The sequence below is a fragment of the Acinetobacter sp. GFQ9D191M genome (assembly GCF_011174875.1).
GTDB lineage: Bacteria > Pseudomonadota > Gammaproteobacteria > Pseudomonadales > Moraxellaceae > Acinetobacter.
The window spans coordinates 1-12,278 of sequence record NZ_JAALGV010000005.1 but is presented as its reverse complement, the minus strand read 5'-3'; the positions used below and the strand labels follow the sequence as shown (position 1 = coordinate 12,278).

Sequence of the window (12,278 nt, the reverse complement as noted above, 5' to 3'; positions counted from 1 at the left end):
AGCGGCTTCTTATATGGAATTGGTGGAGCTGGGCACTGTTGCAAATTGAGATTTGTGTCGATGTTGTTCCCTTTAAAAATTTCTTTTAGACCGAATTCCCTGTTGATTAGACTCACTTCACCCTGAGGCTGACCATAATAAAATGACGATGCTTGTCCTTTACGTAGTGCACGCATGACTTCAATACCTTTAATTGTGGCATAAGCCGTCTTCATAGATTTGAATCCTAATGTGGCCCTGATGATCCGCTTTAGCTTGCCATGATCACATTCAATCACGTTATTTTTATACTTAATCTGCCTGTGCTCAAGGTCTGGTGGACATTTACCTTCCCGTTTTAACCGTGATAAAGCACGTCCATATGTGGGTGCTTTATCCGTGTTGATCACTTGTGGAATTTGCCACTTCTTCACATTATTTAAAATTTTTCCAAGAAAACAATAAGCTGAATGGGTATTTCGTCTAGCAGAAAGATAGAAATCAAGAGTATGGCCACGTTGGTCAACTGCACGGTATAGATATGCCCATTTGCCATTCACTTTTACGTAAGTTTCATCCAGATGCCATAAATGTCGATCTGTAGGATTACGCCAATACCAACGTAAACGTTTTTCCATTTCTGGAGCATAACGCTGAACCCAGCGATAAATTGTGGTGTGATCAACATTCACTCCACGTTCGGCCAGCATTTCCTGAAGTTCACGATAGCTGATGCCATATTTACAATACCAACGAACAGCCCAAAGAATGATTTCACCTTGAAAGTGCCGACCGTGGAAGGGATTCATCTGCTGTATCTCGAAATAAATAAGATATTTAGCTTATCATGTCAGCCTATTTGCAACAGTGCCGTTCTATGCACTGGATTTTTCTATCTGGGGCTTACAGTTCAAATTTCGAATAAGAGATTTTATGTTAAATAGGTTCGATTAAGCAGATCGTCTTCTAATTTTGAACATTGCTCATCATCAATGACTCCGGTAATACTTTGTAGCCACAACCCATCTGCTGCTAAACGAAGTAACTCTAAATCAGGATGACTATCCGTTTCTGCATGTTGAGATAATCTATTTTTTAGCCATTCCATCCAAATTTTATTAAAGGTAGGCTCTGTGATCATAGTCATTGATAACGCTGACCAAGCAGAAACCACCCCATCTATTTGATGGATAAAAGAACTATGAATATAAGCTCGTGTGAATTTACCATATTCTGTTGGATCGCGTTTAATCAAGTATTCAACTGTTTGATCTAAATCAAGAATTATTTGATTGAACATTTCTTCTATCAAATTTTTTTTATTCGGGAAATGGTGAAATACCCCCCCTTTTGTTATACCTACTGCTGTAGCAATATTTTGAATAGAAACACCAGAAATACCCTTTTGAGAAACAAGAATAGTTGCCTGTTCAAGGATGCGCTTTCGAATAACCTCTGGTTGCTTCTTTTGTTGCCGAATTTCTTTCACTTAATGACCTGCTGATTGCGAAAATAAATTAATAATTATTACGCCAGATACGATAAAACCAATTCCAATTAAAGCAGGATTATCTAGTGTCTGTTTAAAAACAAAGTAGCCAACTACAGCAGTTAGAACAATCCCAACACCAGCCCATATAGCGTATGCGATACCTAAAGGGATTGTTTTAATAACTTGTGATAATAAATAAAATGCCGTGCTAAAAAAAATAAAGACCATCACGCTTGGAAAAAGTTTTGTAAACCCTTCCGATTTAACTAAAAAACTACTTCCAATCACTTCGGAAACTATTGCAAATCCAAGTAATACATAAGCGAGTAACACACTGTTCATAAGTAATCATACCTAAAATACCAATCGGAAGGTATGTTAAATTTTCAAAAAAAAATTATCAATAATTATTTTAGATTTTCTAAAATTAACATAATACACCTTATACGAAATGCGTTATAATTATCCTTATAATTCAACGCTGTAGTTCCTAGTTGATAGCCCGAGTTTCCATGACCGGGCTTTTTTTATGATTTTTCACGTTCCACGCCTATTATTTAAGCAATGTTTCACGATTTTGATTAGCTCAATTGAATAATCAGGATGACTGGTCTTTTTCTTTTTGGCGTTTATCCAGCTCTTTTTTCAGCTCCTTTTTATCCTGGTACGATGCGATCAGCATGATCGGGATCAACAGCGGGGCCACAATAATGCCTAGGGCAATGTCTTTCAGTTTCGGCATGATCTTTCTCCCTTAGTCATTATCAAAAACAGCATTCAGTACACGGCCAAATAAGCCACGTTTTTTCTTTGTCTCATAATGCGTATTTGGTACGTGTTTTGGTGTTTCATTAGGGCGTGTCACCAATGTCTCATGGGATGTTTTAATTTCACTATCTCTATTATTATCAATAGTTTCACTTATTCCACTATTGTTGTCGCATGGTGCATCATTGGAATGTGTCACTGGTGTATCATGAGACATTTTTTCTTCAGACTCTTTATGCCCTAATAGCAATTGAAAGCGGTCTATTTGATCTAAATAGCGTTTCTCACGATCTTTGTATGACTCAATTTCCTTTTTCATAAAATCAACAAGCTGACGTAAATCAGCATCATCTTTAGACTGATCCACTTCTTGTTTTTGTTCATGCTTTTTGATCGGCTCTCCAAAGCATCGGATGACTTCTGCAATATCAAAAAGACCATCAGCGCTTCGAGATATACGCCCTTCTTTTATGGCCCTATATAGCGTAGAACGACTGACGTTAAAGCGGTTAGATACTTCACTTAGTGATAATTTAGCCATTTACTAAATCCTTTTATTTAATGGCATATATCCCACTTTTTTTAGGTATGGATATAGTTCTTTGATTTTTTCAGGATCGTGAAGCATCTCAGCAATACGAATAGCAAATTGTGGATAGCTTTCAGTTCCCTGGGAATACCGACCCATTTCCGGTAGCTCTGAAAGTTTATTGGCAAACATGTGGCGTTGTGCATCGGTCATTTGGGTAAAGAGATCTACCGTGTTTGGATCTCTTTCTGAAGGTATCGAATCAATTTTTTTATGCTTAAAAGTGAATGATAAGCCTGAGATAGATCTTCCTGTTTTGTACTGTTCGTATTTTACATGTATATCAGTCAGCTCATTGATTTGCTTTATGGCTGGTTCTAAAACACGACTTTTAAAATTAACCATTTTTTGATATTCATTCATCTCAAGTCCTAATTTTTCTCTGAACTCAGATAAAGAAATAACAGGTGTTTTTCCTACGTCTCTCCAAGCAATTAGAAACTCATATAGACGAATAGCATATTTGCTAGTTAGTTGCGCAACCTGTTTAAGTTGATAGCTCGTAAAGTGCTTTTCCAATCTTGTAATAAGAGGAACAACATCTGGTGCAAAGGTAACTTCTAATGTAGCAAGGTCATCAACATATGCAATTCGGCTAACCCAGCGGGATTTGACTACAATTTCTTTGTTTGTATCTTTATGAATTTCCTTAAAAGAGAACTTTCTTTCAAAAAGATTATTAACTGCATTTTTTAGAGCGTTATACGCAGCTTCTTTGGTGACATCAAAGCGAGAAGCATAATCAGAAGCATGGATTTCTAATTTACTGTCGGATGAGATCCCTTGGCCTGTTTCTCTTGCTCTTATTATTGATAAAAGGATAAGCCGTTGCTCGGTTACTTCGAGATTATAACTGGCATTAATTAAGGCATTATCTTTTACTACTAAGTCATTTTTCATAAGACTGCATAGGTTATAAGTGTTATTAAGACTACATTAGCATTCGATGTAATCAAATGCAAAGAAATTGTAGTCTTATGACAAAGAAATTGTAGTCTTATGACAAAGAAATTGTAGTCTTATGACAAAGAAATTGTAGTCTTATCCACCTTGAAAGCCTTGCAAACAAAGGTTTTCAGAGAGTCTAAAAGCATTAAAAACTTTAAAAATAATTAAAAGCCCAGGAAAGGAAAAATTGCCCTTGGTTTTCGCTGCGCTCAAACTCTATTGAATCTCGCTTTCGCTCGATTCGTTGGGGCAATTTTTTGGCTCATTGGGTTGTGACTTTAAAAAAAAGCAAAAGCAGCTCGGAATTCGCTTCGCTCATGAGCTTTTTACTCGCTTCGCTCGACATAAAGCCATCGTAATCAGTTCGCACCCATTCGGGATGCTCTGATTCTGAGTTCTTGATACACAGGGGAGCCTGTAATCAGGGAAAAACAGGTGAAAAAATTTAGATCCCTGTAGTTCGCTCGTAGACACTCGCTAAATGCTCTCATTTGCGATTTAAGAGTTTTTTCTTAACTCAACTATAAATCTACTGTGGTTTAGCAAAACATCGCTAAAAACACCGTTTTTTTGCGTTTAAATAGGGGGTATCAAGGTGAGTAATCATTATCGTTGTCATTGTTTGGCTTTTTAGGCTCATTTTTTTGCTGTTTTTCCAATTCTTGGCGTTTTAAAAATGCCAAATGTTCTCGTTCGCGTCTATCTTGTTCATAGCGTTGTTCTCTTTGCTCTCGTTCTTTACGTAATTGCTCTCTAAATTCACTTTCTCTGCGATCATTTTCAATTTTTCGTTGGCGATCCACTTCCGCTTGGCGTACTTGCTGCATTCTTTCTTGTTCAATTTTGAGATCATCTGCCCGTTTTTCGACAAGGATAGGTTTCATATCATCATTAAAATCATGCAGGGTATCGAAAGAGTGAACGTACTCTCGTTTTAGCTTTTGCCAGAAAGTGGGTTTTATCGTTGGTCGTTCAATCCCATTATTTTGCAGTATCTCTGAGCATTGGCCTAAGCGTTTGACGACATTCTCAATATCGTATTCTTTAGCAAGTTGTTCGACCTCTGTTGCGTATTCTCTCCAGTTCTCATTTTTTGCCTGTTCTACTGATTTTTCAGTCGCATAAAAATCGGGTTTTTTTATATCTCTGTAAGTATGATGATAAGAGTCATAAAACAAATTATTGCTATGTAGGTAAAAATCGCTTTTGTTTTCTGCTAACCATCGTTTTGTCTTGGTGAGATTTGATTCAATCTGCTTTTGATTATCAGCAGCATTGCTTTGAATGGTGTAAAACTGATTGGCAAATTCTGCATAAATATCTTGGCACCGGATGAAGTCATCATATGCGTTGTCGATCTGTTGAACCTGTTGTTCTTGCAGGCGTTCTTCTTCTAGGTTGAGATTTACTAATTCTGCTAAAAGCTCTTTTTCTTCTGCTTCGGTTAACTGAAGTTCGTTTTCCAGCTGGGTAATCTGATCTTCTAATCGACTTGGAACAATAATTTCTTGATCAAGGCCCTTGATGATCTGTTGGTATTCTCGTGTAGCATCTAAATTTTTGGCTTTGATTGCATCATTTTCAAGTGCAATTCTTGGTAGCACAATTTCAGTGTTACGTTCTTCAAGCGGTCTTTTTTGTTCCTCGTCATATTGTCTGCGAAGTGCTGTAGCTTCATGCCCTTCATGATGAGTGGGTTCAAGAAAGTCTAAGCCCTGATCCTTGTAACTCCGGTGGTCGATGCGTTCGTCTAGTCCGGCATTTTCCAATACTGTGTTTACAACATTGGCAAAAGTTGCTCGGCTGTCCTTCAGGATCTCGGGACCATGGTCGTTGAAGATTCTTTGTTTCTTTCCTAATTCGCCTTTTTCATTGATGAGTCTGGTAGTGAACATCATGTGTACGTGATAGTTTTTATTATTGGTTTCATCGTTATGTTCATGTGGTGCATGGATGCAGGCATCGACAATAACATTGTGCTTGTTCACAAAGTCTCGGCAAAAGTCATCAACGATTTTTATGCGTTCTGCATCTGTTAATTCATGTGGTAAAGCACAGATATATTCTTTGGCGAGTCGTGCATTGGCTTTCATTGAGCCATTGGCATTGAATTCTTTTTTTTCTACTGTATTCCAAAGTGTTTGACGGTCTAAAAGTTTTGTATTGGTATGTTCTGGTGCATAAATATTTTTGTATTCAAGTCCCTTTTTTTTAGTGTAGTCCTGAGTCTTTCCAAAAGTCAGATCCTCTAATTTTTCACAGGCACGATAAGCAGCACAAGCAACGGCTGAACGTCCGTCACTTCGTGAGATGTTGCTTTCATTCAAATGAAAAATTGCCACTTTAAAAACCTAAATTTCTGCATACCGTGGTTTTGATTTTTGCAACTTTGAAAAAGTTGCTGACCATGCTAAAGCGAGGTCATGGGGTACAGGGGTTTCCCCTGTCGCAACGTCCACTTTTGAATGAAATGATAAAAGTGGGTAAGTGCGCCCTTCGTTTCACTCCGGGAAAACTTCGCTTCGCTACGTTTGATATTGCTCGCTTTGTTTTTTGACTCTATGATGATGTTTGATTATTGATCATCACGGTTTAATACTATGTCAGATATTCAAGAAAAGAAAGATGCAGTTTTAAAGAAACTCACCAAAGCACAGCAGAAAAAATTATCCCTGCAAGAGCAAATTGAGTATTTAAAAAAAGAACAAGAGCAGATCTTAGAACAGGCAAAACAGAAACAGAATGAGCTTAAACTCAAACAGCAAAAACTTTTAAGCGAAGCAAAAGCCCAAGAACGGAAAAATGAAACTAGACGGAAAATTTTGCTTGGCGCTTGGGTTTTGAATAAATTTAAGAATGATGAATCTTTTAAACATCAATGGGCTGATTTTGAGCAGTTTTTAAGTGCGGAAAGTAAGACAGAAGAAAATAGACAGAAAGATAAAGAGCTTTTTAATGATCTTTTTAAGGGATAAGTTCTAAATTTCATATAAGAGATTTTATGTTAAATAGCTATTGAAGCATTTGGGTTAGGTCGAGCCAGAGATACTATTTTCATTAAAATAAACATATACTTAATTTTTTGTTATTTATAATTTTTTATGAAACGACTGAGCTTAAAACAGAAAGTTAGAAATATGCGTATACAGGAAATACGTATGATTCAACGAATCAAAAAAAATAAAAAAAATAAAAAAAATTGTAGAACTGGTGAGGAGCAACTTAGAACAATAATTACTTTACCAATGCCTCCATTTATCACAATATTTTTGAACAAAAATAGAACTAAGTTATTGAAATTAACAAATAAATTAAGAGATTATTATTTTAGAAAAAATATATGTATGAAATTAGACTTTTCTAAAACAAAAAAAATGTTTACGGAAGGAACTCTATATTTATTAGCAGAATTAGAAACTTTGAAAATTACAAATCCTGATATTAAATTTAGCCTAATTCCATCAAAAGAAGTTATTGTTAATCAGGTTCTTAAACAAACAGGAATATTAGAACTACTAGGAGTATCTCTTAATTTTGAAGACATGGAATTTGATGAAACAGTCAAGTATTGGAAATACTCGTCTGGACATAAGGTTGAGATGGATTCTGCTGAAGATATGTTAGATGATTTTGATGATCTTCTATCTGAAAGTAGTAGTACTAGTATATTTAACAGTATCACTGAAGCCGTAACTAATTGTCATCACCATGCATATTTGGAAAAGAGATTCATCAATGATCCTATGAAAGCAAAGAAATGGTGGATATTCTCCCAAGAGAAAGACAACAAGCTGTCTATTTGTGTGTGTGATTTAGGTATAGGCATTCCTAAATCTCTACTGAGAAACTCAGAGAATGTTGCTGAAGATTGGTTTTCAAGTCTTAAAAATTTCTTGAAATCGCATAAAGAAAAATATGATAGAGATAGTGCATCGATTAAAGCGGCTATTGAAATTGGCAATACAAGAACAAATCTTGTTAATAGAGGCAAAGGCTTAAATCAAATTATTAATCAAATAAGTACACTTTGTGATCACAAAGCATCTATTGCTATTCTAAGCAATAAAGGATCTTATATTATTAATAGAGGTATGATTGAAGATCGGCCTTTAACAGGTATAGTAGATGGGTTCTCGTTACCATATAAACAATCAATAGATGGAACCGTAATCCTATGGGAAATCCCTATTGATAAGCAGATCTCCGACAACGCTTCAGGAGCATCTCATGAGTAAAAGTGTTATGAAAATCAATGTAGCAAGACAATTCTCAAAAAACCCTGCGGGGCGCTATGTTTCTGATGGTAAAAATTCAGGAGAGGTTTTTTTAAAAAATCTGTTAATTCCTGCTATCACTACCCATGATGAGGTTGAAATTGATTTTGATGGAGTTAGAGGATATGGATCTTCTTTCTTAGAAGAAGCTTTTGGTGGATTAATTCGTTTAACAGGTATGAGTGTTAATGAGTTTAAAGCTAAAGTAAAAATTCTCAGTAGAGATCCCTACCTGTTACCTGAAATTAATAGTTATGTTCAAGATGCTGATAGAGCTTTTGCTAAGTGATAGCTGATATTTTTAAAACATATTTTCTGCCATTACTACCATCCTTATTAACCATATTAGGATGGTATATAGTTTATAAAAGAGATAACACATCTAAAGCTAATACCATTCACAATAAAAGAATTGAGGCAGCACAGAAAACTATTGATGAGATAGCAGCATCAGCAAAGACTTATTATTCTTACTCAGGTAGCGATGAAGAAGCTAAAAAGTTAGAACCTATTCTTACAACAAGTTTACAGAAACTTGGTGTTTATATCTCTTTGGTTAGTGACCAACTAAAAGATGATGGTCAAAAACTAGATTTAGAAATTAATTTTATTGAATTTAGAAAGATAATTTCTGGTGGTAATTTTGGAACTTTATCTAGGCAAAAGATAGGAGCTGACAATCAACTTTACAATGATATCAACATGATTAGTAACGACTTATTTTTAAGTTTAGAAAAAAATCTAAAAATCTAAAAATAAATTTCATGCTTATCGTAGAGCATTAGTCTATTTGTCATCGACAGCTAAAGAAGAGTTAAAATCATATTTATTTTTAACTCTTTTTATATAAACTTCAGATACATACCCTTCAAGGTCTATATTATTTATATTCACAGAAACTTTAACCCATCTATTCGTAACTTCTTTATATACTTTCAAAGGTGTATTTCTAGGAATAACAATAATGGATTCACTTTGAAAACTTGGAGCCTCTCTTAAATGAATGCGTGAAATAGTTATACCTTTTGATTCAATATTATTCACATAGTAAATATAAGCTTCTTTAAAGTCGGAAGTTGTTTCTAAGTTATTTATATGAAACGTAAAAATAATAAATATAAATTGTAGAAAGAAATTTAAAAACCTACTTTTCTCTTCTTCGGTTTCAAAAGATTGAAGTTGCTCCGAAACATTAATTTCATCACGAATACTTTCTTCAAAAAAAGTAAAATTCTCTGTGTTAGCAATTTTCTGGTTGTTAATGTAGTTTTTTTGAAAATTTTGACTGTTTACAATCTCTACTACTAACTTTTGGAAATTTTGTAGATTTTTTTGAACTACTGGATCATTTAAGTATTTGTTAAGTGCTATAGAGGCATTTTGGATACCTATTAATGTTTGTTGTACTTCAGGCTTTTTAAAAAAAGCAATAAGTCCTGTTTGAGCATTTATTAGAGTTTGATTAATTATTTGAATGTTTTTTTGCCATTCAGGGTTATTAGTCAGTTTTTGAATTTCACTCAGTGGAATAGACAATTTTATGCTTCCTAAACTTAAAGACAATTATCAATGTTTTCTAAAATTAACATAATACACGTTATACGAATCTAAAAATGGGAGCCTTAAGCTCCCATTTTTTAAGTAATTTTTTAAATAAGACTTGGATGAGCATCTAAAATTCGAATCAATGTAGCTGCTGGTCCAGTTGGATAGCGTCGTCCCTGTTCCCAATTTTGCAGGGTACGAGGACTAATATGCAGACGTGCAGCAAACTCATTTTGGCTCAAGCCTGTTTTTTCACGTACTTCTTTAATATCTGGTAGTTCGAGTTCTGTAACTCGACTTGCTTTAACTTCTTTACGTTTGATAGCTCCAGCTTCTTTGATTGAAGCAACCAAGTCATCAAATAAGTTGTTATCCATGAAATTGCTCCTTCACGAGTTGGCGCAGAATGGCTGTTTCCTTATCTGTTAAATTATCTTTCACTGATTTTGGATAAGCCACTAAGAAAAATATCTGATCATCCTCGGTGACCCAATAATAAATCACCCGAATGCCACCACTTTTTCCTTTGTTACCTTGAGCACAACGTACTTTGCGAATACCACCGCCATTCTTGATTAGATCACCTCTATCAGGCTGTACCAAAAGATCTTCCTGAAGTTGACGATATTCCTCATCAGATACAAGGTCTTTAATTTGCTTGGTAAAGATGCTGGTTTCAATAAATAACATGGACTCTTTGTACGTCAATGGCGTACTTGTATTTTAGCAGTTTCCATAACAAAAAACGAGAGTTGTCCGCTCTCATTCCGAATAATGCCCATCATGCTAAATAAAAGGATATTCAGAAAAATATAGATGTAAAATTATGGCCAAGAAAAGTTATTTGAGTTGTTATATGAGCGTTACTGTTACTCAGCAAAAAGATATTGATAAGGTTTTGAAGAAATACCCTGATTGCTGTTCAATCTGTAAAGATCATTTTGATGATGAAGATTTGACATATACAGTTTTTGGATATGACAAAAATCAACGTATGCAAATCGTTTCAGGTTGTTGTATTGATGAGATATCAGACGTAGTGCTTCTAGGCTTATGTGGTTGTGACATACAGAATTTAATGAAAGAGCATCCTCTAGTAGGTTAATTCTTTAAGGTGAGCTTGAAGACTTTCTAAAATTAACATAATGGGCGTTATTCGGTTATTTATTGCTGATCTAAAATTTGTAAAAGAGAGTCTGGCTTAATTTAGACAGCTCTTTACTATATTTATTGAAGGTTTTTTATGAAGCACTTAGGATTTGTAGGAAAAAGTACTGAATATTTAGGGTATAGCCTAACGGAACAAAATAAAGTCTTAAAAAGCAACTCAAAAACCGTATTTATAGACTTAATATTTAATTTCGGTACAATATGTATTTAATTATCTAAACTCTAACGGTACAGAATGCCTAATCAGGTCGGATATATTCGAGTCAGTTCAACTGAACAAAATACTGAACGTCAATTAGATGGAATCAGCCTGGATAAGACCTTTACTGAAAAGGCAAGCGGTGGTAGCCGTGAACGTCCTCAGTTAAATGCAATGCTCGACTATCTGCGTGAAGGTGATACGGTGCATGTTCATAGTATTGATCGTCTGGCACGTAATACAAATGATCTGAACGAAATTGTGAATAGTCTGAATGATCGTGGTATAACCATTATTTTTCATAAAGAGAATTTGACCTTCAGTCATGATGTAGCACAATCGGCAATAAATAAACTCATGTTTCAGATGCTTGCTGCATTTGCAGAGTTTGAACGCTCCATGATCCGTGAGCGTCAAAAGGAAGGAATTGCAAAAGCCAAAGCGAAGGGCTTATATAAGGGAAGAAAGCGGAAGGTTGACTATGTTGAAATACGAAAAGCAATGGCTGAAGAAAATTCAACATTTAGAGGTGTTGCAGAAAAGTTTAAAGTAGGGATAGCAACAGTACAAAGAGCTTTAAAAGAAGAAACTAATAATCAATAAGGTTGATTAATGAAGACGCTTAGATATTCAAATTTAGAAAAGATCATGACCATTTATACTGAAATTTCTACTTATATTACATTTCATAATGCGACTGGTTTAACAGATATAAATAAATCAATGGAAGATTTTTGAACCGTACCGGGTTTGTCGGAGACCAAGCTTTCTGAGAGAATGTCCCGATGAAAAAAGTAAAATATACCCCTGAAATCAGAGAAAGAGCGGTTCAATTATTGATTGAATCCGAGAAAGATTATCCATCGAATTGGGCTGCGATCACCGCTATTGCTCCCTGAGCAGTATACTGCGCAAGGGTTGTACTCCTGAAACACTACGTGTTTGGTATCAAAAATATTTAGATAAACAAAATCCAGTTAAAGTACAGCAGCTTTCAGACCAAGAACGTATCAAACAACTCGAACGCGAAAATAAAGAACTGCAACGCGCCAATGAAATTCTACGTAAAGCAGCCGCTTTTTTCGCCCAGGCGGAGCTCGACCGCCCACACAAATAATGGTGGATTTTATCCATAATAATAAAGAGCTGTACGGAGTCGAGGCGATTTGTAGAATTTTACCGATCGCACCTTCAACCTATTACCGGACTCTATATCTCTTTGAAAAACCAGAACATCGAGCAAAGCGAGATTTACATGACTTTCATCATGCTGCGGAGATTAAACGAATTTGGAAGGAAAGTTCAGGTCGGTAT

The 12,278-nt window shown here is 35.3% G+C and carries 15 protein-coding genes, 2 pseudogenes and 1 other annotated feature; of the genes and pseudogenes, 7 read left to right on the top strand and 10 right to left on the bottom strand.

What is annotated here, in order from left to right:
- Window positions 1-92: 92 nt before the first annotated feature.
- The 7 genes and pseudogenes from G5T77_RS01230 to mobQ all read right to left on the bottom strand — a co-directional run.
- Window positions 93-788, bottom strand: a pseudogene (locus G5T77_RS01230) (IS6 family transposase); the annotation flags it as partial.
- Between the two features lie 122 nt (window positions 789-910).
- Window positions 911-1,468: a TetR/AcrR family transcriptional regulator gene (locus G5T77_RS01225; RefSeq protein ID WP_005146114.1), complete on the bottom strand. Its 558-nt coding sequence runs from the start codon at window positions 1,466-1,468 to the stop codon at window positions 911-913.
- Window positions 1,469-1,813: an SMR family transporter gene (locus tag G5T77_RS01220; RefSeq protein ID WP_005146112.1), complete on the bottom strand. Its 345-nt coding sequence runs from the start codon at window positions 1,811-1,813 to the stop codon at window positions 1,469-1,471. It lies immediately after the preceding gene.
- A 256-nt stretch (window positions 1,814-2,069) separates the two neighbouring features.
- The gene (locus G5T77_RS01215) at window positions 2,070-2,213 is read right to left on the bottom strand and encodes a hypothetical protein (protein ID WP_166135746.1); all 144 of its coding nucleotides are present in this window, start codon (window positions 2,211-2,213) and stop codon (window positions 2,070-2,072) included.
- A gap of 12 nt (window positions 2,214-2,225) precedes the next feature.
- Window positions 2,226-2,780 (bottom strand): plasmid replication DNA-binding protein, encoded by a 555-nt coding sequence (locus G5T77_RS01210; protein WP_068975321.1) that lies wholly within the window; start codon window positions 2,778-2,780, stop codon window positions 2,226-2,228.
- Between the two features lie 3 nt (window positions 2,781-2,783).
- On the bottom strand, window positions 2,784-3,728 hold the full coding sequence (gene repM, locus G5T77_RS01205) for a replication initiation protein RepM (RefSeq protein ID WP_068912167.1): 945 nt from the start codon (window positions 3,726-3,728) through the stop codon (window positions 2,784-2,786).
- Between the two features lie 638 nt (window positions 3,729-4,366).
- Window positions 4,367-6,118: a MobQ family relaxase gene (gene mobQ / locus G5T77_RS01200; RefSeq protein WP_068975320.1), complete on the bottom strand. Its 1,752-nt coding sequence runs from the start codon at window positions 6,116-6,118 to the stop codon at window positions 4,367-4,369.
- Window positions 6,119-6,376: 258 nt separating this feature from the next.
- Between mobQ and G5T77_RS01195 the strand changes: the two genes are divergently transcribed.
- The 4 genes from G5T77_RS01195 to G5T77_RS01180 all read left to right on the top strand — a co-directional run bounded on the left by G5T77_RS01195 (window position 6,377) and on the right by G5T77_RS01180 (window position 8,803).
- A complete protein-coding gene (locus G5T77_RS01195) occupies window positions 6,377-6,751 on the top strand; it encodes a hypothetical protein (RefSeq protein ID WP_086322809.1) in 375 nt (124 codons plus the stop codon).
- A 183-nt stretch (window positions 6,752-6,934) separates the two neighbouring features.
- Window positions 6,935-8,011 carry a hypothetical protein gene (locus G5T77_RS01190; RefSeq protein WP_120376076.1) on the top strand — a complete coding sequence of 359 codons (1,077 nt, stop codon included), beginning with the start codon at window positions 6,935-6,937 and terminating at the stop codon, window positions 8,009-8,011.
- Window positions 8,004-8,339: an STAS-like domain-containing protein gene (locus G5T77_RS01185; protein WP_068976125.1), complete on the top strand. Its 336-nt coding sequence runs from the start codon at window positions 8,004-8,006 to the stop codon at window positions 8,337-8,339. Before G5T77_RS01190 ends, G5T77_RS01185 begins: the two co-directional genes overlap by 8 nt.
- Window positions 8,336-8,803, top strand: a complete 468-nt coding sequence (locus G5T77_RS01180) for a hypothetical protein (RefSeq protein WP_068976124.1) — start codon at window positions 8,336-8,338, stop codon at window positions 8,801-8,803. Before G5T77_RS01185 ends, G5T77_RS01180 begins: the two co-directional genes overlap by 4 nt.
- 33 nt (window positions 8,804-8,836) lie before the next feature.
- Here G5T77_RS01180 and G5T77_RS01175 read toward each other — a convergent pair whose 3' ends face one another.
- From G5T77_RS01175 to G5T77_RS01165, 3 genes are all read right to left on the bottom strand, one after another.
- On the bottom strand, window positions 8,837-9,586 hold the full coding sequence (locus tag G5T77_RS01175; RefSeq protein ID WP_166135743.1) for an SH3 domain-containing protein: 750 nt from the start codon (window positions 9,584-9,586) through the stop codon (window positions 8,837-8,839).
- Window positions 9,587-9,699: 113 nt separating this feature from the next.
- The gene (gene nadS / locus G5T77_RS01170; RefSeq protein ID WP_000369781.1) at window positions 9,700-9,972 is read right to left on the bottom strand and encodes a NadS family protein; all 273 of its coding nucleotides are present in this window, start codon (window positions 9,970-9,972) and stop codon (window positions 9,700-9,702) included.
- Window positions 9,965-10,285, bottom strand: coding sequence for a type II toxin-antitoxin system RelE/ParE family toxin (locus tag G5T77_RS01165; RefSeq protein WP_058971762.1), 321 nt, complete (start codon window positions 10,283-10,285; stop codon window positions 9,965-9,967). Before G5T77_RS01165 ends, nadS begins: the two co-directional genes overlap by 8 nt.
- 166 nt (window positions 10,286-10,451) lie before the next feature.
- Here G5T77_RS01165 and G5T77_RS01160 point away from each other — a divergent pair, with 166 nt between their 5' ends.
- From G5T77_RS01160 to G5T77_RS01150, 3 genes and pseudogenes are all read left to right on the top strand, one after another.
- The gene (locus G5T77_RS01160; RefSeq protein WP_166135740.1) at window positions 10,452-10,700 is read left to right on the top strand and encodes a hypothetical protein; all 249 of its coding nucleotides are present in this window, start codon (window positions 10,452-10,454) and stop codon (window positions 10,698-10,700) included.
- Window positions 10,701-11,000: 300 nt separating this feature from the next.
- Window positions 11,001-11,567 (top strand): recombinase family protein, encoded by a 567-nt coding sequence (locus tag G5T77_RS01155; protein WP_006581699.1) that lies wholly within the window; start codon window positions 11,001-11,003, stop codon window positions 11,565-11,567.
- Between the two features lie 182 nt (window positions 11,568-11,749).
- Window positions 11,750-12,278 (top strand): annotated as a pseudogene (locus tag G5T77_RS01150) (IS3 family transposase); the annotation flags it as partial.
- Window positions 12,039-12,155, top strand: a sequence feature (AL1L pseudoknot). (Overlaps the previous pseudogene by 117 nt.)